Origin of the sequence: Streptomyces mobaraensis (assembly GCF_020099395.1) — a bacterium.
Lineage (GTDB): Bacteria > Actinomycetota > Actinomycetes > Streptomycetales > Streptomycetaceae > Streptomyces.
In genome coordinates, this window is sequence record NZ_CP083590.1 from 5,352,732 (window position 1) to 5,374,138 (window position 21,407).

Genomic DNA, 21,407 nt, shown 5'->3' on the forward strand with positions numbered 1-21,407 from the left:
GCGTCCACCGGACCGACCGGTGGATCGAGCCGCTGCCGGCCTTGTAGGTTCCCGACATGAGTGACGACGGCAGGACTCGGATCCGAAGCGCCGTGGAAGCGGACGCGGCGGTGATCGCGCACATCCACATGGCCTCCCGGTCGGCGACCATGCCCTATCTGCCCCCGCAGAGGCGCGGCCACGAGCAGGTGACCCGGTGGGTCCGGGACGTCCTGCTCAGGCAATGCCGCACCTGGGTCGCCGTGCGCGACGCGGAGATCGTCGGCTACGCGGCCCTTGACGGCGACGTGCTCGAACACCTCTATCTGCGCCCGGAGATCCGGCGGCAGGGAATCGGCACGCTGCTGCTCGACGAGGTCAGGCGGCACAGCCCCGACGGGGTGTCCCTGCACGTCTTCCAGCAGAACGCCGACGCCCGCGCGTTCTACGAACGCCACGGTTTCACCGTCCTCGACACCACCGACGGCGAGCGCAACATGGAGAACCTGCCCGACATGACGCTTCGCTGGGCGCCGGGCCGCTCGCGGTAAGCGGTGCGCTCTCGCGCGAGCGGGTCGTGTGCGCAAGCCGGTACAGGCTCGGCTCGGCTTCTCACGCGACGGTTCGGAACGGACGGCGTATCCCGGATTCGGCCACCGGCGGCGCGGTAGGTCAGAACTCCTCGACCACCAGGGCATCCAGGAACGCTTGTCACGCGGGGCCGACGGCCGCTCGGAGGTGATCCAGGGCCTGTCCGGCGGATCTTGTGGCTACTAAGCTGCGACGATGGAACGCGTAACCGACGTACCGGAGCGCCTCGCCGTACCCGAGCGCCCCGCCCGGTCCGCGGACACGGCCCGGGTGAACGACTACGACAGTTTCGCCGAGGCGTACTCCGCGGAGAACGAGCACAGCCTCGTCAACGCGTACTACGCGCGCCCCGCGATGCTGGACCTCGCCGGCGACGTCACCGGCCGCCGGATCCTGGACGCCGGCTGCGGCTCCGGCCCCCTGTCCGCGGCACTGCGCGACCGCGGCGCCGTCGTCACCGGCGTCGACTCCAGCGCCGCCATGCTGGCCCTGGCCGGGCGACGGCTCGGCGACGAAGCGGACCTGCACCAGGCCGACCTGCGCGACCGCCTGCCGTTCGACGACGGCACGTTCGACGACGTGGTCTCCTCACTGGTCCTGCACTACCTGGAGGACTGGGGGCCGACGCTGGCCGAGTTGCGGCGCGTCCTCAAGCCCGGCGGCCGGCTGATCGCGTCGGTGGACCACCCGTTCGTGGCCTACACGATCCGGGAACCCCGGCCCGACTACTTCGCGACCACCAGCTACACCTTCGACTGGACCTTCGGCGGCCGGACCGTCCCGATGAAGTTCTGGCGCAAGCCGCTGCACGCGATGACCGACGCCTTCACCACCGCCGGCTTCCGCCTCTCCACCATCAGCGAACCACAGCCCGACCCGGCCGCCCGTGAACTCTTCCCCGACGGCTTCCGCCGGCTTTCGACCACACCCTGCTTCCTGTTCTTCGTCGCCGAGGTGCCGCCTCCGGCCACCGGCCCGGACGACTACGCAGCGCCGTGACCGCACCGGTTCGCCGGGCCGGGGCGCCAGGCCGAGGGGCGGTGCGAGGCGCGGTGGCGGCCGTGCGGTCGTGAGACCGGTATCCCGCTCGCTCACGGGCTCGCGCGTGGACCTGGTCCGGTGCCCAAGTGCCCGTCGAGGGCGTCCTCGTGCACCGTACGCTTCGCTTGCGCGCCGGCGTCGGCTCGTTACGGTGGACTACGCTGCCCGACCATGATGACCGGGACGGCCTCGCGCCGCACTCGGATCGGTGACCCGGTGCTCTCCTGAGCGCCGTACGGGCCGGTGCGGCCCCGCCGCCCGCGCGAGGACCCGACGCCGCCGCGCGTGCCCCGCCTCCGTCGTGTTGATCAGTGTTGATCACAGTTCGACACATCCACCACGACAGGAGACCCATGCCCATCAAGTCACTGCGGCTCCCCACTCCGGACGGTACGGCCGACGCGTTCGCCGCCTTCCCCGACGACGGCGAGCGGCACCCAGGGGTGCTGATGTACACGGACGGCTTCGGCATCCGGCCGGTGATACGGGAGTTGGCCCACGAACTGGCCGGGCACGGGTACTACGTGCTCGTCCCCCATCTCTTCTACCGGCACGGCCCGGCACCGGTGATCGAGCTTCCCGAGCACATCGGAGAAGAGGCCCGGCCCGCGGTCTTCGCCCGGCTGATGCCCCTGATCGAGGCGCACACCGCCGAACGTGCCCTGCGCGACGCCGACGCCTACCTCCGGTTCCTCACCGCCCAGCCCGAGGCCGGCGCCGGCCCGGTCGCGGTGACCGGCTACTGCATAGGCGGCCTCCTGGCGGTGCGCACGGCCGCGGCCCACCCCGGCCGGGTCGCCGCCGTCGCGGGGTTCCACGGACCCGTGGGCGCCGACGGGCCCGGCCTTCTCTCCCGGCTCACCGCCCAGGTCCACTTCGCCCACGCCGAAGGCGACATGACGCCCGAGGCCCTGGACGAGCTCAACCAGGCCCTGGACGCCGCGGGGGTCGACCACACCTCCGAGATCTACCCCGGCACCGTCCACGGCTTCACCATGTCCGACACCGACGCCTTCAGCGCCTCCGGGCTGAAACGCCACTGGGACCGTTTGCTCCCCCTCCTGGACCGCGCCCTGTCCGGCGGCTGAGGCGCCGGCTCGGCCACCGGCCAGAACCGTGGTGCCGGCAGCGGCCCGCCGACCCGGTGGATGCGGGGGGACGAACTCCGGTGAGCCGCCTCTCCCGCCACCGGTACCGGCGCGTTCACGTCGCGGACGGTCTCCTCGTCCCCCCGGCCCAGGCGCGCGATCCGATCACCGGGACGGCGTTCCCGCCCGCCGAGGCCGGCAGCGTCAGCGCCCGCCTGCAGCGCACCGCGCCGGCGGGCCCCGCAGCACAGGGCCGTGGCCCATGTCCGCAGGGCGAACTGCCGCGCCGATAGGGTGGGGCGATCTTGCCCAAGGCGACGGCCTGCGCGTACTCCACGCCGGAGCGCGCAGACGCGCAGATTCGCATAAGAGGAGCACCGTGGCGCGAGCGGAGAGACCTTCACGGACGTGGGATGTCGCGGACCTGGTGGAGAAGCGGTTGCTCGTCGTGCCCAATCCCCTGGCCGAGTGGGACAGCGACCCGTTCTGGGTCTCCGTGTGGGACTCGAACCCCGAGGAGGTCCTGATCTCCCTGAGTGTTCCGCGTGAGAGCGCCGATCCTTACGTCCAGTTGATGGTCGGGATCGCGGTCACCGAGGAAGACCCCGAGGTTCAGGCCGACCGCATCGTCGCCACCCTCAAGCGCCCGCACCCCTTGAACGGCGCGGTGGTCTGCGGCGGTTATCGCGAGTGCGCCGAGGCGTACGGGTACGTCTGGCCGTCGTCGCTGGAGGAGTGAGCCGCCGGCTGCCGGTCACTCGCCACGAGGGCGCTCCGCGCGAGATCCTCCCAAACCGCGATCGACCGCCCCCGGCAGCTCACTCAGCGGCATGGGGCTACCGACGTCGGCTACGCATACGCGACACCTCACCATGCGAGCCCACCAGTCCCAAGCCCGAAACAGCGGCCGACGGCCGTAGACGGGCCGATGCGCGCGGTCATATCACCGCGCCCGCCACGGCGTTGAGGAACGCTTGCCACGCGGGGGCGGGGAAGGTGAGGGTGGTTTTGCGGGCGGGATCCATGGTGTCGCGGACGGCCTGTTCGGCTCCGTTCAGCACGCCGTGCTCAAGGCAGTTGTTGTCCCTGCCGGTGTACGTGCTTGTGCGCCATGAGCTCGGCTGAGGGCGGCAGCGTGAGGGCTCCAGGTCAGTCACCGGTGTCTCCTCGCTTGTCGAAGCGGTCGTCATAGCGTCTCGCGCGCGATGGCCTCAAGAAAGGCTTGCCAGGAACCGGCGGGAAAGGTGAGTGTAGTGCGACGGACGGGGTCCTTGGTGTCGCGGACCGCCTGTTTGGCTCCGTTTAGCACGCCGTGCTCAAGGCAGTTGTTTGCGTGGCCGCTGTAGCTGCTGGTGTTCCAGCGCGTCTCCGCCTTTATTCGGGCGGGTGTTGAGGGGATGGGCCTCATGGAGCTTATTCCTTTATGAGCTCGCGGAGAAACGATCGGGAGTCCGCAGGGGAGAGTGCTGCTGCAGTGAGTTCTGCCCATACCTGTTGGTAGATGCGCACATCATGGTCTTGTTCCAGCAACGTGCCACCGTTTGTGTGCTCTAGCCACACAACTTCGAGGGACGACTCTCCCCGATAGCGGGCAAGGCTGAACGGCACGTACTGCCTAGGCGGCAAGTCCGCCCTGAGTGGCAGTACCTGCACCATCACGTTGGGATGATGTCCCATGTCGATGAGGTGGTGCAGCTGTTCGCTGATGACTTCGTGACTTCCTTGAATGCGGTTCAGAGCCAGCTGATCGATGATGAAACTGACCTGAAGTGCGGGGTAGCCGTCGAGAAGTTCCTTGCGTTTCAGTCGCGCTTGGATGCGCGCCTCCGCCTCGTCCCCGCAATTGGCTGGAGTGATGACTTGCCGGAAGTAGGACTCGGCTTGGAGCAGACCCGGAACGACCGTCGATTCGTACGTGCGGATGAGTTCGGAATCGACCTCCAGCGTGAGGTAGTCCGTCAAGGTGCTGCCGGTCAACGGTCCTTCTGACGTCCACCAGTCGACCTTGTGGATGTCGCGCGCCAGCTGCTTGATGCTCCGGCGGCGCCCCTCCTCGGTCACGTCGTAGAGGTCCAACAGCGCGGTCAGATCGGCCGGTCTGATGCCGCGCTTGCCGTTCTCGATCTGGGAGACCTTGGGCTGCCCGCATCCCAGCCGGACGGCTGCCTCCGAGACCGTCAACCCCTTGGCCCGGCGCAGGCGCCGCAGCTCGTTGCCGAGCCGCTTGCTCCTCATGGTGGGCATGCTCCTCTGATCCATGACTGCATGATGGCCCATCCCGCAGGGCCGTCAGCCTGGCATATGCCAAGTCACTCGGAAATGTATTGCTTGACCGGCAATAGTTGCCCGGCTCCGCCTCGGCGGTCCACTATGGCACCGATCACACAGCGCACTCGCGGCGTGACCCGAAGTCCGCCCCTGTCCTGGTGCGTTGCGCTGCCCGCGCTTGGAGCTGCGATGACCCTCCCTGTGCACGACCTGAAGCTTGAGATGTCGCTCGCCCTCGTCCCCACCCCGACCAAGCTGCCGCAGGTACGCAGCTTTGTGCGGCTGCAACTGCGCTGGTGGGGGCTGGCGGAGGACGTCGTCGACGACGGCCTCGTGGTCGTCGGTGAGTTGCTGGCGAACGTGGTGAAGCACGTGGGGGAGGGGGAGTGCGGGCTGAGTCTGCGGGTGTGTGGTGGGGCGCTGCACATTCGGGTGCGGGACGGCTCTTCCGTTCTGCCCGCCGTCAAGTGGCCTGCGGCGCGCGGGGTGCTGGAGTGCGAGGAGGGGCGAGGGTTGCTGATCGTCGATCGGCTCACCGGTGGGGCGTGGAGTGCCGAGCGGTCACCCGGTGGGGGGAAGGTCGTCACCTGCCGGTTGCCGGTGGGCGAGCGGCGGACCCCGGTCGTCGAGCAGTCCGCGCCGCCGTCGCACTGGCACGCCTTCTACTGGGCCGGGGGCGAACCCCCCACGCGCGACGAGGAGACCGACCCCGACTGCCCCAAGCCGCCCGCCGTCAACGCCGCCTCCGCCGCCTGGGCGCGCAAACCCGCCTCCCTGCACGTCGGCCGACTCGCCGATACCGGCGCCTGCCTCGCCTGGCTTGAGGCGCGGCTCGCCGCCGAACCGCCCGTGGCGCGGGTGCCGGCGCCGTCGCTCGTCGGGTACGCGCGGGGAGAACTCGACCACGGCGAACGCAAGGTGCCGTTGCAGTGGTCGACCGCCGACGGACGGATCGTCCGGCTCATGCTGCTCGCCTGCCCCAGTCGTAGCCGCGCCTTCCGGTGCCCCGGCGCCGACGGCGCGCGGTGAGGGAGGTCGTGGACGTGAAGCGAACCGTCGGGCGACTCGTCGGGCACTGCCGTCACGTCGACGGATGGGAGTCGGAAGGTGGCGAGGAGCGCTGCCGTGCGTGCGGGACGCGTCGGTTCACCGACTACGGCGCCCTGCGGCCCCGCGAACTGCCGCCTGTCGTCGAACCCTCCCCCGAGGACGCCGCGCGGGCGGACCGCGCCGCCGCCACCGTCGTGGCCCGCACCATCCGTCACCTCAGCCGCTGGGGGCGCAGCAGCGCCGAGTTCTGGTTGCCCGCCGCTCAGCCCACGGCGTCGAGAGCCGGGGCGATGACGGCGAACGCCCGGTCGAGGAGGTCGGCGGGGTCCTCGGCACCCTCGCTGTCGCTCCAGCGCCGGAGGACGGCGTCGAAAGCGGTGAGGGCCATTCCGGCGGCCATGCGCGGATAGAGGTCGGCCTCGGGGTCGAGGCCGTGGCGGCGGCCGAGTTCGGTGGCGAGGTGCTCGCGCCACTCGGCCTGCCGTTCCAGGAGGCGGGCCAGCAGGGCGGGCGTGCGCAGGATCAACTGCACCACACGCAACGCGCGTTCCGAGTGGCCCGCGCAGGCGGCCACCGGCACCCAGACGGCGTGGCGGAGGGCCGTGGACGGCGGCTCGTCGGCCGGGCGGGCCGTGAGCTCGGCGTGGATGCCGGTGCCCATGTCGGCGAGGAAGCGGACGACGACGTCCTCCTTCGACGCGAAGTAGCGGAAGAAGGTCCGCTTCGACACGCCGGCTGCGGCTCCGATCTCGTCCACCGTCACCGCGTCGAACCCCTTGGCGGCGAGCAACTGCAGGGCCGCCTCCGACAGTTCGTCCGAGACGAGCCGGCGTTTGCGCTCGGCGAGGCTGAGGGCGGCGGGGGCCGCTGGTGCGGGGCCGGGGCGGGAGGTCACCACGCCATCGTACCGGCACAGTGGCGCGCGTGGCACCAAGCGACATCTTGACACCGAGTGACACGCGCGGCAGCGTGTGTCGCATGACAAAGGAGCAGCAGCGGCGGTGGACCGCCGACCGGATCCCGGACCTCGACGGCCGGGTGTTCGTCGTCACCGGAGCCAACAGCGGGCTGGGCCTCGCGACCACCCGGGCGCTCGTGCGCCGGGGCGGGCGCGTGATCCTGGCGGTGCGGGACGTGGAGAAGGGGCGCCGGGCGGCCTCGGACGTCGTCGCCGAGCTGCCCGGTGACGCCCGGCGGCCAGAGGTGCGCCACCTGGACCTGGCCGACCCGGACTCCGTCCGCGCCTTCGCCGACGGGATGCGCGCGGACCACGGCCACCTGGACGTGCTCGTCAACAACGCCGGGGTGATGGCGCTGCCGCGCTCGCTCACCCCCTACGGCCACGAGTCGCAGTTCGCCTGCAACCACCTCGGCCACTTCGCGCTCACCGGACTCCTGCTCGACCTGCTGGCCGCCGGGCGCGACCCGCGCGTCGTCACCATCAGCTCGGTCAACCACCGCAAGGCGGGACTTGGCCTGGACTTCGACGACCTCACCAGTGAGCGCCGGTACTCGCCGATGGGCGCCTACAACCGGTCGAAGTTCGCCAACGCGGTCTTCGGGCGCGAGTTGCACCGCCGGCTGACCGAGGCCGGGAGCCCGGTGCGCAGTCTGCTCGCGCACCCCGGATACACGGCCTCCGGCCTCCAGATGAAGTCGTCGAGCGCCCTGCAGCGGCTCCTCCTCGGCCGCGTCGGCAACGCCCTCCTCGCCCAGACCCCCGAGCAGGGCGCCCTTCCCCAGCTGTACGCCGCCACCGAACCCGGCCTGGCGGGCGGCCTGTTCATCGGCCCGTCCGGCAAGGGCGAGCTGCGCGGCGCCCCGAAGGAGGTCGAACTCGCCCCGGCCGCCGCCGATCCCGCCACCGGCCGTCGGCTGTGGGAGCTGTCGGAGGAGGCGACGGGGGTGCGGTACGCGCTGCCCGCGTCGGTGTGAGTCGCGGTGTACGTCGCGCTGTAAGTCCCCTACGGGCCGGCACCTGTGCGCCTCGCCGCCGGGGCGGGCGCGGAGCTCGGCCGACTGCCCCGACGCCGGTGCCGGGAGCGGATCGGCGGCTGGACGTTCGTCACCCCCCGGGGCCGAGGCGGCCTCCGCCGAGTGCTGCCCGCTAGGACCGCGTCGCCCTCCCGCACTCGTCCCTGGAGGGCTCACCCCGCCGTATCGGCGCGCTGCGGTCGTACGGGTCGACCTCCGGGCCGGCTCCGTCCGTCCGGCGGTCGGTGCCGAAGGGCGGGGTGAAGTAGCCCGTGGGGGTGCCACAGCCGCCGTTGGTCATGTCGTACTTGTACGAGACGATCGAGAACGTGCCCGGCTCGGTGTCCACCTTGGCGGGGTCGTCCCAGCTCAGGACCAGCTCGCGCCGGACGATCGTCCGCACGATCTCGCCGTCGCGGCCGCCGGCCCCGCCGCCGTCGCCCGCGTCCGCGCGCGTGACGGGGTAGACGAAGGTGACGTCGGCGGTCACCTGGAGCGCGCCGCGCTCGCCCTCCCGGTAGGTGAGCCGGCCCCGGGTCTTCACGACGTCGCCGACCAGCCGGGTGCGGGAGGGCTGGAAGCGGCTGAAGAGGAGGAGGGGGTCGTTCTTCTCGCCCGGGTTCCGGAAAGCGGTTCCCAGGAGGTCCTGGACGTCCTTCTGGCGCGGGTTGATCAGTGCGATCGCCTTCTCGGGGCGCTCGCCCCGGAGCACCCCGCGGTCCAGGCCGGACGCGACGAGGAAGTCCCGGCTGCGGGCGAGGGCCCGCTCGACCTCGGCCGCGCTCATCCAGCCGACCGCCCTGGCCTCCGGCACGGTGATTCCCGCCGCTCCGTCCGCCCAGCGCGCCGCCGGCGAGCCCCGGAACGGCTCGGCCAGGGTGGGACGTCCGGCCGGTTCCGCCGGGGGCGCCTGGTCCGGCCGGCCGGTCTCGGCCGCCGACGGCGTGGAGTCGGCGCCGGTGAACAGGTCCACTACCCGCCCGGGCACGAGCGCGACCACCAGCAGCGCCAGCGAGGCCAGCAGCCCGGCCACGTACCAGCCCGTGCGCCGCTTGGGCCGCGCGGGCGGGTAACCGCGCCAGCTCTCCGGGCCGCGGTCCGGCTCGGCGCGCAGCCGCTTCGCCACCTCGCGGGCCCGCGCCGACGGCTCCTTGGGCGCGTCGGCGACACCCGCCGCCGACTCGCGCAGAAACCGCTCCCACTCCTCGTCGGACCTGGACGAGCCGTCTGGCTCGGTACCCGCACCCATCTCCCGCTTCCTCTGCTGATCAGTAGTCCGCGACCCACCCCCCCATGGACGCGTTCGCATCCTGTCACAGGGCACTGACAGTGAGGCCGGGCGCCCGGCACGGGCAGGCCGGCGACGCGGCTCCCACCATTTCCGCGGACCCGCGCTGCTGTTGAATGGCGCGATGATCCACGTTCACATACTCAGCGTGTTCCGCGGCCCCGGCGGCAAGGGCGGCAATCCGCTCGGCGTCGTCCTGGACGGCGCGTCCGTCCCCGGACCGGAGCGGCGGCAGGCCCTCGCCGCCGAACTCGGCTTCAGCGAGACGGTGTTCGTCGACGACGCGGAGCGCGGGGCCGTCGACATCTGGACGCCCAGCGTCCGGCTGCCGTTCGCCGGGCATCCGCTCATCGGCGTCGCCTCACTGCTCACCGAAGCGGATGTGCTGCGCCCGCCCGCCGGGGAGGTGCCCGTGCGCCGCGACGGGGACGTCATCCGGATCGCCGGGCGGGCCGAGTGGGCGTCCGGGCGGCGCATGGAGCGCTACGGCTCCGTGGCGGAGGTCGACGCGCTGCCCGCACCGCCGCCCGGGGAGGGCTGGCTGTACGCCTGGGCCTGGGAGGACGAGGCGGCGGGCCGGGTCCGCGCCCGGGCCTTCCCGCGCCGCGGCGACGCCATCGCGGAGGACGAGGCGACGGGCGCCGCCGCCCTCGTCCTCACCGCCGAGCTCGGCCGCGCCCTGGAGATCCGGCAGGGCGTCGGCTCGCGGATCGTCACACGCCCGCTGCCGGACGGGACGATCGAGGTCGGCGGGCGGGCGGTGGCCGTGGAGGAGCGGGTGGTGTGATCCCGTGACCGGCGAACCCGCCTCCTGGGCGGCCGTGTTCAGACTTCCTGGGCCGGCCAGCCCAGCAGCCGGGCCCCGATGACCGCCGTCTGGAGCGTGTAGCGGTGCAGGGGGTCGGCCGGGTCGGTGCCCGTGTAGCGGTGGATGCGCTCCAGGCGGTAGGTGAGGGCGCGCACGCTCAGGGACAGGCGCCGGGCCGCCTCGGCGGCCGTGCAGCCCGCCTCGAAATAGGCGTTCAGCGTCTCCAGCAGCGGCTCGGCGCCGCCGCTGGCCTGCCGGAGCGGCCCGAGGGTGGACCGGACGAGATCGGCCAGCGCCTGCCGGTCGCGGGTGAGGACCGGGAAGACCAACAGGTCCTCGGCGCGCAGTACGGGCGCGGGCAGCGCCATCCGCTCCGCCAGGTCGAGGGCGTCGAGTGCCTCCTCGTACGAGCGGGCGACGCCGCCCGGGCCCGGCTGGGGACGGCCGACGGCCACCCGGCCCCGGCCGCCCGTCGCCTCCAGGACGCGCTCGGCGAAGAAGTCCAGCAGCTCGTGCCCATCGCCCTGGGCCACGCAGACCAGCCGGCCGGACTTGGTCGCCAGCAGGATGCGGCGTTCGTCGAAGCGCGCGCCCAGAGCGGCCTCCACCTGCCGCGCGGTGCGGTGCAGATCACCGAACGGCTCGGGACCGGCCGCCACCGCGACCGCCTGGGTGTGGGCGAGGCGCAGCCCGACGTGCTCGGCGCGCTCCGCCAGCCGGCCGAGGTTGCCGCGCCCGTGCAGCAGGTCGTCGATGAACTCGCGGCGCGCCGCCTCTTCCTGGCGCACGGCGAGGCGCCGCGCCCGCTCGTAGCCGTCGGCGAACGCGTCCACGGCCTGTTCGGCCGCGGAGAGGACGCCGTCCATGACGGCCCGCGCGTCGCGGCTTCCCGTGGCGAGGGGGAGGGCGGACGTGAGGGCGCGGGTGGCGGAGAGGTGCGCGCCGATCAGCGTCCGCAACCCGTACGGGCTGCGGGCGGCGCGTTCGCCGAGCGCGCGCCGGGAGTCAAGCTCCTCCCGGCAGAGCCGGCGGCCGGTGGCCGAGGCGTCGAGGACGATGTCGGCGTAGCCCGTCACGTAGTGCTCGGGTGATTCCTCCCGGGTGCCGGGCGATGCCTCCCGTGTCACGTACCCTCCCGCTTTCTTGGCGCGCCCCTGACGATTCCTTGACGCGCCCGGTCGAGGGATCAGGGTGACAGACGCTTCCCGGGGCCCCGACGGCCCGGGTCCCGGAACGCCGGGATCCGCCGGGGTGGGTGTGGGTACGGCAGTGAACGGGGTCGGAAGATTGCCGGGTTCCGGCAGTGCGCTTTCGCGTCATCGCAGGTCATCATCGGCGCGGGGGGACATGGGGGTGGCCCTGGTGCCCGGACCCGGCAATGAGCCGGGGCCGGGCACCAGGGCCCGGCCGCCGGACTCCACCCGCTCACCGGCCTGCCGTCGTCGTCGGCCGGTTGCTCCACCCACAGCGCGCGAGCGCGCTCGCACGACCGCAAGAAAGAAGCACCCATGAACGTGTCCGGCCTCGGCCGATCGTCCGCACGCTCCCGGCCGGGAGACGAGCGTCCTCGGAGCCGCGCCGGGATGTGCGCGCGATGAACGAACTGATCTTCCGGGGCAAGGACCGTTACCGCCCCTCCAAGCTGCAGTTCGCGGTGTTGCTACTGATCATGGTCATCGAGCTGACCGCTTCGTACCGTGAGATGGGCGCGGTGGGCTTCGGCTGGATGCTCGCCATGACGGCCGCGATCCTGGTCGTCGGGGTCTTCGTCACCCTCCGCTGCCGGACGGTGGTCGGGGCGGCCGGCATCACCACCTGCTGGGGCTTCGGGCGCGGTCGGACCCACCCCTGGCACGAGATCCGCTGGATCGACGTGCGCGAGACCGGGAAGGGGGCGGAGAAGACGCTCTCGGTCCGCATCACGCTCGGGGACGGCCGGCGCCGCTCCCTGCCCGCGCTCCAGCACAGCAGCCTCTACCCCGCCCCCGACTTCGACGTGGCCTATCGGCAGGTCGTCAACTGGTGGGAGTTCTCCACCCGCCCGTCCGCCCGGTTCCGGCCTCCGCCGCGCAAGCGGGACCGGGTCTCCCCCACGGTGGCGGGGGTCCTGCTGGGCCTCGTGATCACGCTTGCCATAGGGGTCGTCGTCTTCTTCTCGGGAAGCTGAATGGACGAGCTGGTTTTCGGGAGGAAGGGAAGAAACCGCCCCTCCTGGGTCCGCTTCGCCGTGCTGATCGCGGTACTGGCCGGACAACTGACACTCGCCCACCGGGCGTTCGAGGCGACCGTCTTCCGATGGCTGCTCGGCGTGGCCGTCGTGGTCGTCGGCGGCTCCCTCTTCGTCGCGCTCCGGAGCCGGACGGTGGTCGGCGCGGCCGGCGTCACCGTCTCCTGGGGCGTCGGACGGGGGCGGACGCACCCCTGGCACGAGATCCGGTCGGTCGACCTGTGCGAGTCGGGGAGCGGGGACAGGCCCTCGCTGTCGGTCCGGATCACGCTCTCCAGCGGGTGGCAGCGCTCGCTGCCCGGGCTCCGTCGCGGCTCCTGGTACCCGGCCCCGGAGCTGGAGACGGACTACCGGCGGATCACCGACTGGTGGGAGCTGGGCACGGAAGGGGGAACCCGGGTCGGGACGGCCGGGCGGCGACGGGACCGGCTGTGGCGCGCGCTGCCCGTCATCGGACTGGCCGTCCTCGTCTCGGCCGCCGTCGCGACGTTGCTCGTCCCCCGGCACTGAGGGCCTTCCGCCAGGGATCGGGCTGGTGCCCTCCCCCGCTCCGGAGCCGGCCCCCGCTCACGCGCTCAGCGGGAACTCCTCGCCGAGCTGCCGGAACACCGCCGTGTTGAACCCGAAGGCGCGCTTGCACTCGGCGATCACCTGCTGCTTCTCCAGGTCGTCGAGCGGCAGCGCGTCGAGGAGTTCCCGGTAGTGGCGCTTGAAGGCCGTCGGGCTGCCGATGCCGTCGAAGACGTAGAAGCGGACGCCGTCGCCCTTGCGCTCGAAGCCCCAGGTCTTCTCGGCGGTGCCGCGGATGACCTGGCCGCCGGAGAGGTCGCCGAGGTAGCGGGTGTAGTGGTGGGCGACGTAGCCGGCGGGCCAGTCGCGGGCGCACTCCTGGATCCGGGCGGCGTACGCCTCGGTGGCGGGCAGGGGTGTCAGTCCCGTGCGCCATTCGGGGCCGCCCAGGTGTGCGAGGTCGCGTTCCAGGCAGGTGGTGCGGGCGAGTTCGGGGCGGATGAAGGGGCCCGCGACGGGGTCGTCGGCGAGGGCCGGGGCTGCGTCCTCCAGGGCCCGGTAGACGAACCAGAGCTGCTCGGTGTAGCGGCGGTAGGCGGAGACGCCGAGCCGGCCGCCGAGCAGGTCGCCCATGAACGACGAGTTCTCGGCCTCGGTGTGCGGGTCCTGGGAGGCGGTGCGGATCAGCACGGAAAAGGGGGCGGCGGGCGGGGTCGTGTCGGGCGAGTCCACGGCGGACCTCCGATGACGAAGGGACGGGAGCGACGGGCGAGCGACGGACAACCGGTCCACGAGGACACCGAAGCGTCCCCTGAGCCGATTGTCCGTGGTTAGGCTTGCCTAAGTCAATCGTTTTGCCGACGCGCTGTCGGAAAGACGATACCGCCGTCGCCGCTCCCGCGGGAGGGGCCGTCGGGGCGACCGGTCGGGGATGACCGGTCGGATGCGACCGGTCAGGGCAGCGTGAGGATCTCCGCGCCCGTGTCCGTCACCACCAGGGTGTGCTCGAACTGGGCCGTCCGCTTCCGGTCCTTGGTGACGACCGTCCAGCCGTCCTCCCACATGTCGTACTCGTACGTGCCCAGCGTCAGCATCGGCTCGATGGTGAATGTCATCCCCGGCTGGATCAGGGTGTCGTGGTGCGGGCTGTCGTAGTGCGGGACGATCAGGCCGGAGTGGAAGGACGAGTTGATGCCGTGGCCGGTGAAGTCCCGGACCACGCCGTAGCCGAAGCGCTTGGCGTAGGACTCGATGACGCGGCCGATGATGTTGATCCGGCGGCCCGGCTTGACCGCCTTGATCGCCCGGTTCAGCGCCTCCCGGGTGCGCTCCACCAGCAGGCGCGACTCCTCGTCCACGTCGCCGCAGAGGTACGTCGCGTTGTTGTCGCCGTGCACGCCGCCGATGTAGGCCGTCACGTCGAGGTTGACGATGTCGCCGTCGCGCAGGACGGTCGAGTCCGGGATGCCGTGGCAGATGACCTCGTTGACCGAGGAGCAGAGGGACTTGGGGAAACCGCGGTAGCCGAGCGTCGAGGGGTAGGCGCCGTGGTCGCACATGAACTCGTGCGCGACCCGGTCGAGCTCGTCGGTGGTCACGCCGGGCGCGATGTGCTTGGCCGCCTCCTCCATCGCCTGCGCGGCGATGCGGCCCGCGATCCGCATCCGCTCGATCGTTTCGGCGTCCTGTACCTCGGGTCCGGAGTACGGGGTGGGCGCTTCCTTGCCGACGTACTCGGGGCGCGGGATCGACGCGGGTACGGGGCGGGCGGGGGAGAGTTTCCCGGGGACGAGAAGTGACTGGCCAGACATGCCTGCGAGTGTAGTCACGGCCGGTCGGGGAGCATGGGGGCGAGAGGTCGCGGAGACCGGCGAGGGAACCGACGGAGGAGGAGTCATGGCGCTGTTCAAGAAGCGCCCGGCGGGCAAACCGGGCGAGTGGTACTACTGCCTCAAACACGGCACGGTCGAGGAGGGCCCGCAGTGCCGCGCCGCCGACCGCTTCGGTCCGTACGCCACCCGCGAGGAGGCGTCGCACGCCATGGAGACGGCCCGGGAGCGCGAGGAGGAGTGGCGGCAGGACCCGCGCTGGAACGACGGGGAGCGGGGGCGGGGCGGGGAGGGGTGACGTTCGGGGGGTGATCCGCCGTTCCGCGGGCGGCCCGCAGGGCTGCTGCCTGGGCGGCCCGCCGCTTCCCGGGTGCCCCGCTGCTTTCCGGGTGCCCCGCCGGGCTGCCTGGGGTGCCCCGCCGGGCGGGGCCCGCGCGTGACCGGGGGGCGGGGGGCGTACATGACCGGGTCACATGAGCCCGTACACGACCGGGTCGCACGAGCCCGTACGTGGAGCAGCGATGAAAGGTGCTTCTGTGTAACGACGAAAGGGACTGTCCATGGGCCGCTTGCTCTCCGTCGGAGGGCCTATGAGGTCTGCCGCGCTGCGGAGCCTTCAATACCCAATGGCTCGGACCACGCCGCTCGGCCTATCGTCCGGTCATGGCGTACGAGGAGATCCCGGAGACCCAGCCCCTAGCCCTCGACTGGGAGCATGGGACCGGACTGATCGGCGTCCATGACCCGGCCATCGTCGACGCGGCCTTCGAACGCGGTGAACGCCATGTCGGCATCGCCGTCATCGGGCTCGCCCTGCACCACCCCGATCCCGGGACCATCCTGCCCCGCGTCGCCCAGGCGCTCCGCGCCACCGACCCCACGCGGCAACACCAAGGCACCGTGGCGCTTGCGCACGTCGCGCGACTGCACCGCACCGTCGACCGGGAATGCCTTGCCCTGCTGCGCACCCAGCCACGCGGCAACGAAGCCGACGACGATCTGTGGGACTTCGTCCCACGCCGCAATCTGCCCTGGTGGCTCTGGCGCCACCAACTCCCAGGACAGGCCAAGTGGTATCTCTTCGAACGCTGGCGCCACTGACTGTGCCCAGACAGGTAGCTACTCGGCGGGAAACGATCACCCACAGCGTGGGGATCGCAGCGCCAACTCCCGACAGACCTGCTGATCAGCGACTTCCGTCGGTGCCCCTCGTGACCGGGGGCTCGGGGTCTTACGTGTTCCGGTGGCGCGGAGCCCGTACGTGACCGGGCGGACCCCGAGTCCGTACATGACCTGGCCCCGGCTGTCCGTGCGCGGCCCAGGCGCCCGACTGCCCGTGCGTGACCCGGGCGCGCGGCGCCCGCCCCGCATGTCCGATCCGTTCAAGAAAACGGCGTCGCCGTCCCGCTACCGTCGCCGCCATGACCAGTACCGACAAGGAAAGCCGCCACATCGGCGTCCACATCGACCGCCCCGTCGACGAGGTCTACGCGTACGCGTCGGATCCCGCCAACATGCCGGCCTGGGCCCTCGGCCTGGGCGGGTCCATCAAAGAGCACGGCGACCACTGGGTCGCGGAGGATTCCCCGATGGGGCGGGTCGAGGTCTCCTTCGTGCCCCGCAACGCGTTCGGCGTGCTCGACCACGATGTCACCCTCCCCTCCGGGGAGACCGTCTACAACCCGTTCCGCGTGATCGCCCACGGCGCGGGCAGTGAGGCCGTGTTCACCCTCCGCCGGCAGCCCGGGATGACCGACGCCGAGTTCGAGCGGGACGCCGCGATGGTCGTCGCCGACCTGACCCGGCTGAAGGAGCTGCTGGAGACGGCGGTGAGCGTCTAGGGGCCGGACCAGACCGGCCGAGGGCGTGAGACGGCCCTCCGGCGCCCGGCCGCACCCGGGCTCGCCGAGCCGAGCGGGCGAATCCGGCCAGAGCCTCGGCCGTGCATGTCGGCTCGGCCGTGCATGTCGGCTCGGCCGTGCACGTCGCCTCGCCCGTGGACGTCGCCTCCACCGGCTCGCCGACAGCTGACCGGCGCGCGGTGCGGCGGACGGGATCCCGTCCCTACGCCGCCTCCGCCACCTCGGGCTTGCCCGCCTGGCGTTCGCGCATGCGGATCGCGTGTTCGTCGGTGCGCTGGTCGTACGAGAGGAGCTTCGGCAGCGTCATGGCCAGCAGGCCGACCGAGGCGACGCAGGCCAGGCCGCCCGCCCAGATGGAGGCGCGGACGTTGGTGAGGGCCGCCATGCCGCCGGCGCGGACCTGGCCGAGCTGCGGACCCACCGAGTAGGAGAGCAGCTCGATGCCCGCGAGCCGGCCACGCAGCTCGTCGGGGATGGTCTGGTCCCACATGGCCGAGCGGAACAGGCCGCTGACCGTGTCCGCCGCGCCGGCCAGCGCCAGCATCACCAGCACCAGCCAGATGTTGCCCATCCAGCCCGCCAGAGCCATCGCCGCGCCCCAGGCGAGGGCCGCGCCGACGACCATCCGGCCGTGCCGGTGCACCCGGGAGACCCAGCCGCTGGTCAGGCTGACCAGCAGCGAACCGATCGCGCTCGCCGCGTACATGAGGCCGAGCGCCCAGCGGGCGTGGAGGTCGTCGGCGAGGAACGGGAAGACCGCGTTGGGGAAGGCGAAGAACATCGCGGCCATGTCGACGGCGTAGGTGCCGAGCAGTTCCTTGCGGCTCCAGGCGTAGCGGGCGCCCTCCAGGATGCCGCGCACGGACGGCTTCTCGGCGTCGCGCGCGGGCGGGGAGGCGGCCAGGCCGATGGTGAACAGGACGGAGATCGCGTAGGAGGCGACGTCCAGGGCGTAGGCCCACTGGAGGCCGCCGAAGGCGATTATGACGCCCGCGAGGGACGGTCCCGCGATGGCGCCGACCTGCCAGCGCATGGTGTTCAGGGCGATGGCGGCGGGCAGTTGCTCGTGCGCGACGATGCGCGGGACGATCGACTGCAGGGCCGGGCGCTGGAGTCCGGTGAGCGCGCTGACCAGGCCGGCGACCAGGTAGAGCGGCCAGACGAGCGGGTGCGGCAGCAGGGTGTTGAGCAGCAGCAGGGCGCTCAGCACGCCCAGTCCCGCCTCGGTCCAGAGGATCAGCTTGCGGCGGTCGAGGGCGTCGGCGAGGGCGCCGCCCCAGAGGCCGAAGACGATCAGCGGGACGAGCTCCACCGCGCCGATCGCGCCGACGGCGAGCGTCGAGCCGGTGAGCTCCTTGAGCTGCACCGGGAGGGCGACGAAGGTGAGGAAGCTGCCGAAGACGGTGACGAGCCCGGCCATCCACATCCGCCGGAAGTCGCGCGACGAGCGCCAGGGGGTCAGGTCGGGCAGCAGGGCCCGCAGCCGGCCCCGGGCGGGAGCCGGGGCGGGAAGGGGGTCGGGAGGGGCGGCGGAGGCGGAGGGATCGTGCTCGGTCACGGGGGTCCATGGTCCGTGGCCGTAGTGGTATGAGCAAACGTTTTTCCCCTGGCGCCGCACGGGGCGCGAGCTCCAGAAGGAGCGCAGGGGACGGAGCGGGCGGAAGGGGCGAAGGTGGGTGAATTCGCGGAAGGTCGCGAAGAGCCCGCGAGAGGAGGGGAGTTTGCGGTGTGCCGCGCGGCCCCTGGGCCGCGGGGGGCGGCCGCGCGCGTGGTGGGTGACGCGGCGGCGGTGCGTGACGGGTCTCACGCGGGAGGCCGGACCGGCCGACGGCGCGGAGGCGCGGCCCGAATGCCGGGGAGGCGCCTTACGCGCCCGGAGGCGCCGCGCGAGCCCGCTCACCACGGCTCCCTGGGGTACGGCTCCGGAGGTGGAGCGGCGAGCCGGGCGGCCAGCCGGGAGAGCCGGTCGCGGAAGCGGCGCCCGGGCGGGACGTCCTCGCCCGCGGCGGCGCTCACCAGGTGCTGGACCGTGTCCAGGTCCAGCCCGGCGGAGGCGGGGGCCGGCAGCACCTCGTGCGCGAGGGCCCGCAGCTCCCCGCCGCCTGCGCCCGCGCCGCCGCCGTCCAGCGCCAGGACCGTCGTCCCGCCGCGCCGTACGCCGTCCACCCGTTCCAGCAGCGCCTCCCCGGGCGGCGGCCCGGCCTGCGGCACCACCAGCAGCAGCGCCCCGCCGCGCCCGGCGCCGCCCTCCAGCCACTCCAGGCCCGCCGCCAGGTGCGCCGGGGCGCCCGGCGGCACGCGGTGCCGGACGAGGGTGGGGTGCAGCTCGGGGCGGCCGGAGCGGGCCGCCTCCTCGTCCAGGTGCGCCGCGAGGTGCCAGGGTTCGTACTCCGCCGTCCCGACGAGCAGCAGGCCCCCGCCGCGCGCCCGGGCCGACCGGCGCAGCGTCCCCGCGAAACGGCGCGTGTCCCGCAACCAGTCGGTCCCGTCGAGCACTTCGCGCAACAGCGCGACACGCACAGCGTTCATGACTCACCATCCTGCCGCGACGAACCGGGAGGAAAACGGGGAAGCCGCCCGGCTCACCCGTTTGTGCCCCGGCCGGGGTACGCCCGGCGGTGCTGATGGGGCGGGTGTGCTGCCGGGGGCGGATCGTGGCGCGGTCGGACGCGGTTCGCGGGGGCTGCCGGGCCCGATTCGCGGGGGGCTGCTCGACGTGGATCGTGGCGGCTCCCCGATGTGGCTCATGGCGGCTGCCCGGCACGGTTCGCGGTGCCGCCCGGCGTGGGTCGTGGCGCTGCCCGATGCGGTTCGCGATGCTCCCCGGGGCGGATCGTGGCACTGCCGGACGCGGCTCGTGGCGCTGCCCGGTGCCGCTCACGGCGGGCGTGACAGTATCGCTGTCATGACGACTTCCGCTGACACAACAAAGCCCGCAGCCAAGGACCCTTGGGACCTTCCGGACGTCTCCGGCCTGGTGGTCGGCGTCCTCGGCGGCACCGGTGACCAGGGGCGCGGCCTCGCCTACCGGCTTGCCAAGGCCGGCCAGCGGGTGATCATCGGCTCCCGCGCCGCCGAGCGCGCCGAGGCCGCCGCCGCCGAACTGGGACTCGGCGTCGAGGGCGCCGACAACGCCGAGTGCGCCCGGCGCAGCGACATCGTGATCGTCGCCGTGCCCTGGGAGGGCCACGGCAAGACCCTGGAGGCGCTGCGCGAGGAGCTCGCGGGGAAGCTCGTGATCGACTGCGTCAACCCGCTCGGCTTCGACAAGCAGGGCGCCTACGCGCTGAAGCCGGAGGAGGGCAGCGCCGCCCAGCAGGCCGCCGCCCTGCTGCCGGAGTCCCGGGTGACGGCCGCCTTCCACCACCTGTCCGCCGTGCTCCTGTCCGACCCGGAGATCGACGAGATCGACACGGACGTGATGGTGCTCGGCGAGAACCGGGCCGACACCGACCTCGTCCAGGCGCTGGCCGCCCGCATCCCCGGGATGCGCGGCGTCTTCGCGGGACGGCTGCGCAACGCGCACCAGGTGGAGTCGCTGGTCGCCAATCTGATCTCCGCCAACCGGCGGTACAAGGCGCACGCGGGGCTGCGGGTCACGGACGTCTGACCGCCCCGGCCCCGCTGCCGGACGGGCGCCCGGCCGGGCGGGGCGCCCGTGGGCCGCTGACGGGCATGGGGGACAATGACCGGGATCGTAGGCACTCGCGCCGGATCACCGTTCACGTTCCCCGTCCCCGGACAGGAGCCGCCCCCCATGCCCCGCCTCGCCCTCTACGCCCTCGCCGTCTGCGTCCTCGCGGTGGCCGCGGCCGTCGTCTCCTTCTACCGGGGCAGCTGGCTCGGCGTGATCTGGATCCTGCTGGCGGGCGTCGCCTCCAACATGGCCTGGTTCTACGTCCGCAAGCAGAAGATGGACCGCGAGGCGGCGCGGGCGGCGGCGGCCGTCACGGAGTGAGGCCGCCGTTCCCGGCCGCCGTCAGCCGACGCGGATCCACTGCCACTGGTCGGCCGGCGAGGGGACGCTCTCCGGAGCGTCCCAGAACTGGAACAGCCGCCGTCCCCAGTACGCGTCCCACTCCTCGACGCCCAGCACCCGCAGCACCGCGTGGATCAGGTCGAAGAACGCGTTGTTGACCTCCGGGATCATCAGGAACCCGAACAGCGCCAGGAACCCGAACGGCGCGAACGGCTCCACCTGCCGCCGCACCCCCGGCGACAGCCACGGCTCCACGATCCCGTAGCCGTCCATGCCCGGGACGGGCAGCAGGTTGAGGATCGCCGCCGAAACCTGGAGCAGCACCATGAAGCCCAGCGCGTAGCGGAACGTGTCCGGCACCCCGTCGAGCGCGCCCAGCCAGAACGGCGCCGCGCAGACCACCGCGAACAGGACGTTCGTCAGCGGCCCGGCCGCCGAGATCAGGCTGTGCTTCCAGCGGCCGCGGACGCGGTGCCGCTCGATGAAGACCGCGCCGCCGGGGAGGCCGATCCCACCCATGATCACGAAGATGACGGGAAGGACGACGCTCAGCACCGCGTGCGTGTACTTGAGCGGGTTGAGGGTGAGGTACCCCTTCGCCCCGACCGTGATGTCCCCGCCGTGCAGGGCGGTGCGGGCGTGCGCGTACTCGTGGAGGCAGAGCGAGACGACCCAGCCCGAGACGACGAACAGGAACACGGCGAAGCCGGGGCTCGCCGCGTAGTCGGTCCACACCGCCCACATCGACACCGCCATCACGGCGACGAGGGCGAGGAAGACGGGGCTCACGCGCCGCTCGGCGTGCGTCGCGTCGGATGCCATGGTTCTGCGCTCCAGGGGTCTGCGGGGGCGGCCGGGGACGCCCGGCGCGGGGGTGTACCGGCGGGGCGGCACGGGTGTACCGGCAGGACGG

Annotated in this window: 25 protein-coding genes and 1 pseudogene; 15 read left to right on the top strand and 11 right to left on the bottom strand. The window is 72.5% G+C overall.

The window, feature by feature from the left end; all coding sequences use genetic code 11:
• Window positions 1–56 precede the first annotated feature (56 nt).
• The 4 genes from K7I03_RS23540 (at window position 57) to K7I03_RS23555 (ending at window position 3,438) form a co-directional block, all read left to right on the top strand.
• On the top strand, window positions 57–530 hold the full coding sequence (locus K7I03_RS23540) for a GNAT family N-acetyltransferase (protein WP_185940549.1): 474 nt from the start codon (window positions 57–59) through the stop codon (window positions 528–530).
• A 235-nt stretch (window positions 531–765) separates the two neighbouring features.
• On the top strand, window positions 766–1,569 hold the full coding sequence (locus K7I03_RS23545) for a class I SAM-dependent methyltransferase (RefSeq protein WP_185940548.1): 804 nt from the start codon (window positions 766–768) through the stop codon (window positions 1,567–1,569).
• Window positions 1,570–1,964: 395 nt separating this feature from the next.
• On the top strand, window positions 1,965–2,699 hold the full coding sequence (locus tag K7I03_RS23550) for a dienelactone hydrolase family protein (RefSeq protein WP_185940547.1): 735 nt from the start codon (window positions 1,965–1,967) through the stop codon (window positions 2,697–2,699).
• 379 nt (window positions 2,700–3,078) lie between these two features.
• A complete protein-coding gene (locus tag K7I03_RS23555; protein WP_185940546.1) occupies window positions 3,079–3,438 on the top strand; it encodes a hypothetical protein in 360 nt (119 codons plus the stop codon).
• A 199-nt stretch (window positions 3,439–3,637) separates the two neighbouring features.
• On the opposite strand, the gene K7I03_RS23560 is transcribed toward K7I03_RS23555, so the two are convergent.
• The 3 genes from K7I03_RS23560 to K7I03_RS23570 are packed head-to-tail and all read right to left on the bottom strand — an operon-like array spanning window position 3,638 to window position 4,934.
• A complete protein-coding gene (locus tag K7I03_RS23560) occupies window positions 3,638–3,856 on the bottom strand; it encodes a DUF397 domain-containing protein (RefSeq protein WP_224347183.1) in 219 nt (72 codons plus the stop codon).
• Window positions 3,857–3,885: 29 nt separating this feature from the next.
• On the bottom strand, window positions 3,886–4,107 hold the full coding sequence (locus K7I03_RS23565) for a DUF397 domain-containing protein (protein ID WP_185940544.1): 222 nt from the start codon (window positions 4,105–4,107) through the stop codon (window positions 3,886–3,888).
• Between the two features lie 5 nt (window positions 4,108–4,112).
• Window positions 4,113–4,934 (bottom strand): helix-turn-helix domain-containing protein, encoded by an 822-nt coding sequence (locus K7I03_RS23570; protein WP_224347184.1) that lies wholly within the window; start codon window positions 4,932–4,934, stop codon window positions 4,113–4,115.
• Between the two features lie 222 nt (window positions 4,935–5,156).
• Here K7I03_RS23570 and K7I03_RS23575 point away from each other — a divergent pair, with 222 nt between their 5' ends.
• Window positions 5,157–5,996 carry an ATP-binding protein gene (locus K7I03_RS23575; RefSeq protein WP_185940542.1) on the top strand — a complete coding sequence of 280 codons (840 nt, stop codon included), beginning with the start codon at window positions 5,157–5,159 and terminating at the stop codon, window positions 5,994–5,996.
• Window positions 5,997–6,010: 14 nt separating this feature from the next.
• Window positions 6,011–6,223 (top strand): annotated as a pseudogene (locus K7I03_RS34390) (DUF6255 family natural product biosynthesis protein); the annotation flags it as partial.
• A gap of 56 nt (window positions 6,224–6,279) precedes the next feature.
• On the opposite strand, the gene K7I03_RS23585 reads toward K7I03_RS34390, so the two are convergent.
• Window positions 6,280–6,915: an acyl-CoA-like ligand-binding transcription factor gene (locus K7I03_RS23585; RefSeq protein WP_185940541.1), complete on the bottom strand. Its 636-nt coding sequence runs from the start codon at window positions 6,913–6,915 to the stop codon at window positions 6,280–6,282.
• Window positions 6,916–6,995: 80 nt separating this feature from the next.
• Between K7I03_RS23585 and K7I03_RS23590 the strand changes: the two genes are divergently transcribed.
• Window positions 6,996–7,952, top strand: a complete 957-nt coding sequence (locus tag K7I03_RS23590; RefSeq protein WP_185940540.1) for an oxidoreductase — start codon at window positions 6,996–6,998, stop codon at window positions 7,950–7,952.
• A gap of 172 nt (window positions 7,953–8,124) precedes the next feature.
• Here K7I03_RS23590 and K7I03_RS23595 read toward each other — a convergent pair whose 3' ends face one another.
• On the bottom strand, window positions 8,125–9,240 hold the full coding sequence (locus K7I03_RS23595) for a hypothetical protein (protein ID WP_185940539.1): 1,116 nt from the start codon (window positions 9,238–9,240) through the stop codon (window positions 8,125–8,127).
• A gap of 163 nt (window positions 9,241–9,403) precedes the next feature.
• Between K7I03_RS23595 and K7I03_RS23600 the strand changes: the two genes are divergently transcribed.
• Entirely contained in the window at window positions 9,404–10,066 is a 663-nt protein-coding gene (locus K7I03_RS23600) for a PhzF family phenazine biosynthesis protein (protein ID WP_185940538.1), read from the top strand.
• Between the two features lie 38 nt (window positions 10,067–10,104).
• Here K7I03_RS23600 and K7I03_RS23605 read toward each other — a convergent pair whose 3' ends face one another.
• Complete coding sequence (locus tag K7I03_RS23605; protein ID WP_224347185.1) at window positions 10,105–11,214, bottom strand: PucR family transcriptional regulator; 1,110 nt, start codon at window positions 11,212–11,214, stop codon at window positions 10,105–10,107.
• Between the two features lie 467 nt (window positions 11,215–11,681).
• Here K7I03_RS23605 and K7I03_RS23610 point away from each other — a divergent pair, with 467 nt between their 5' ends.
• Together K7I03_RS23610 and K7I03_RS23615 are read left to right on the top strand one after the other, a co-directional pair.
• Window positions 11,682–12,254 carry a PH domain-containing protein gene (locus K7I03_RS23610; protein ID WP_185940537.1) on the top strand — a complete coding sequence of 191 codons (573 nt, stop codon included), beginning with the start codon at window positions 11,682–11,684 and terminating at the stop codon, window positions 12,252–12,254.
• Complete coding sequence (locus K7I03_RS23615; protein WP_185940536.1) at window positions 12,255–12,824, top strand: PH domain-containing protein; 570 nt, start codon at window positions 12,255–12,257, stop codon at window positions 12,822–12,824.
• A 57-nt stretch (window positions 12,825–12,881) separates the two neighbouring features.
• On the opposite strand, the gene K7I03_RS23620 is transcribed toward K7I03_RS23615, so the two are convergent.
• Complete coding sequence (locus K7I03_RS23620; RefSeq protein WP_185940535.1) at window positions 12,882–13,556, bottom strand: biliverdin-producing heme oxygenase; 675 nt, start codon at window positions 13,554–13,556, stop codon at window positions 12,882–12,884.
• A gap of 221 nt (window positions 13,557–13,777) precedes the next feature.
• The gene (gene map, locus K7I03_RS23625; protein ID WP_185940534.1) at window positions 13,778–14,635 is read right to left on the bottom strand and encodes a type I methionyl aminopeptidase; all 858 of its coding nucleotides are present in this window, start codon (window positions 14,633–14,635) and stop codon (window positions 13,778–13,780) included.
• Window positions 14,636–14,720: 85 nt separating this feature from the next.
• Between map and K7I03_RS23630 the strand changes: the two genes are divergently transcribed.
• From K7I03_RS23630 to K7I03_RS23640, 3 genes are all read left to right on the top strand, one after another.
• On the top strand, window positions 14,721–14,951 hold the full coding sequence (locus K7I03_RS23630) for a hypothetical protein (protein WP_185940533.1): 231 nt from the start codon (window positions 14,721–14,723) through the stop codon (window positions 14,949–14,951).
• 365 nt (window positions 14,952–15,316) lie between these two features.
• Window positions 15,317–15,754 (top strand): hypothetical protein, encoded by a 438-nt coding sequence (locus K7I03_RS23635; RefSeq protein ID WP_185940532.1) that lies wholly within the window; start codon window positions 15,317–15,319, stop codon window positions 15,752–15,754.
• A 320-nt stretch (window positions 15,755–16,074) separates the two neighbouring features.
• On the top strand, window positions 16,075–16,494 hold the full coding sequence (locus K7I03_RS23640) for an SRPBCC family protein (RefSeq protein WP_185940531.1): 420 nt from the start codon (window positions 16,075–16,077) through the stop codon (window positions 16,492–16,494).
• Between the two features lie 223 nt (window positions 16,495–16,717).
• Here the strand turns inward: K7I03_RS23640 and K7I03_RS23645 are convergent, their stop codons facing one another.
• Together K7I03_RS23645 and K7I03_RS23650 are read right to left on the bottom strand one after the other, a co-directional pair.
• The gene (locus tag K7I03_RS23645) at window positions 16,718–18,073 is read right to left on the bottom strand and encodes an MFS transporter (RefSeq protein ID WP_398857808.1); all 1,356 of its coding nucleotides are present in this window, start codon (window positions 18,071–18,073) and stop codon (window positions 16,718–16,720) included.
• A gap of 338 nt (window positions 18,074–18,411) precedes the next feature.
• Window positions 18,412–19,044, bottom strand: a complete 633-nt coding sequence (locus K7I03_RS23650; protein WP_185940530.1) for a hypothetical protein — start codon at window positions 19,042–19,044, stop codon at window positions 18,412–18,414.
• Between the two features lie 376 nt (window positions 19,045–19,420).
• On the opposite strand from K7I03_RS23650, the gene npdG reads away from it, so the two are divergent.
• Together npdG and K7I03_RS23660 are read left to right on the top strand one after the other, a co-directional pair.
• Window positions 19,421–20,125, top strand: coding sequence for an NADPH-dependent F420 reductase (npdG, locus tag K7I03_RS23655; RefSeq protein ID WP_185940529.1), 705 nt, complete (start codon window positions 19,421–19,423; stop codon window positions 20,123–20,125).
• 147 nt (window positions 20,126–20,272) lie between these two features.
• On the top strand, window positions 20,273–20,473 hold the full coding sequence (locus tag K7I03_RS23660) for a hypothetical protein (protein WP_185940528.1): 201 nt from the start codon (window positions 20,273–20,275) through the stop codon (window positions 20,471–20,473).
• A 21-nt stretch (window positions 20,474–20,494) separates the two neighbouring features.
• Here the strand turns inward: K7I03_RS23660 and K7I03_RS23665 are convergent, their stop codons facing one another.
• Window positions 20,495–21,316: a site-2 protease family protein gene (locus tag K7I03_RS23665; RefSeq protein WP_185940527.1), complete on the bottom strand. Its 822-nt coding sequence runs from the start codon at window positions 21,314–21,316 to the stop codon at window positions 20,495–20,497.
• Between the last annotated feature and the right edge of the window lie 91 nt (window positions 21,317–21,407).

Bases quoted from the DNA above. Each gene is read 5' to 3' on its own strand.
- K7I03_RS23540 (WP_185940549.1), top strand. From the start codon at position 57: ATGAGTGACGACGGCAGGACTCGGATCCGAAGCGCCGTGGAAGCGGAC.
- K7I03_RS23545 (WP_185940548.1), top strand. From the start codon at position 766: ATGGAACGCGTAACCGACGTACCGGAGCGCCTCGCCGTACCCGAGCGC.
- K7I03_RS23550 (WP_185940547.1), top strand. From the start codon at position 1,965: ATGCCCATCAAGTCACTGCGGCTCCCCACTCCGGACGGTACGGCCGAC.
- K7I03_RS23565 (WP_185940544.1), bottom strand. From the start codon at position 4,107: ATGAGGCCCATCCCCTCAACACCCGCCCGAATAAAGGCGGAGACGCGC.
- K7I03_RS23570 (WP_224347184.1), bottom strand. From the start codon at position 4,934: ATGAGGAGCAAGCGGCTCGGCAACGAGCTGCGGCGCCTGCGCCGGGCC.
- K7I03_RS23575 (WP_185940542.1), top strand. From the start codon at position 5,157: ATGACCCTCCCTGTGCACGACCTGAAGCTTGAGATGTCGCTCGCCCTC.
- K7I03_RS23590 (WP_185940540.1), top strand. From the start codon at position 6,996: ATGACAAAGGAGCAGCAGCGGCGGTGGACCGCCGACCGGATCCCGGAC.
- K7I03_RS23595 (WP_185940539.1), bottom strand. From the start codon at position 9,240: ATGGGTGCGGGTACCGAGCCAGACGGCTCGTCCAGGTCCGACGAGGAG.
- K7I03_RS23600 (WP_185940538.1), top strand. From the start codon at position 9,404: ATGATCCACGTTCACATACTCAGCGTGTTCCGCGGCCCCGGCGGCAAG.
- K7I03_RS23610 (WP_185940537.1), top strand. From the start codon at position 11,682: ATGAACGAACTGATCTTCCGGGGCAAGGACCGTTACCGCCCCTCCAAG.
- K7I03_RS23615 (WP_185940536.1), top strand. From the start codon at position 12,255: ATGGACGAGCTGGTTTTCGGGAGGAAGGGAAGAAACCGCCCCTCCTGG.
- map (WP_185940534.1), bottom strand. From the start codon at position 14,635: ATGTCTGGCCAGTCACTTCTCGTCCCCGGGAAACTCTCCCCCGCCCGC.
- K7I03_RS23630 (WP_185940533.1), top strand. From the start codon at position 14,721: ATGGCGCTGTTCAAGAAGCGCCCGGCGGGCAAACCGGGCGAGTGGTAC.
- K7I03_RS23635 (WP_185940532.1), top strand. From the start codon at position 15,317: ATGGCGTACGAGGAGATCCCGGAGACCCAGCCCCTAGCCCTCGACTGG.
- K7I03_RS23640 (WP_185940531.1), top strand. From the start codon at position 16,075: ATGACCAGTACCGACAAGGAAAGCCGCCACATCGGCGTCCACATCGAC.
- K7I03_RS23650 (WP_185940530.1), bottom strand. From the start codon at position 19,044: ATGAACGCTGTGCGTGTCGCGCTGTTGCGCGAAGTGCTCGACGGGACC.
- npdG (WP_185940529.1), top strand. From the start codon at position 19,421: ATGACGACTTCCGCTGACACAACAAAGCCCGCAGCCAAGGACCCTTGG.
- K7I03_RS23660 (WP_185940528.1), top strand. From the start codon at position 20,273: ATGCCCCGCCTCGCCCTCTACGCCCTCGCCGTCTGCGTCCTCGCGGTG.
- K7I03_RS23665 (WP_185940527.1), bottom strand. From the start codon at position 21,316: ATGGCATCCGACGCGACGCACGCCGAGCGGCGCGTGAGCCCCGTCTTC.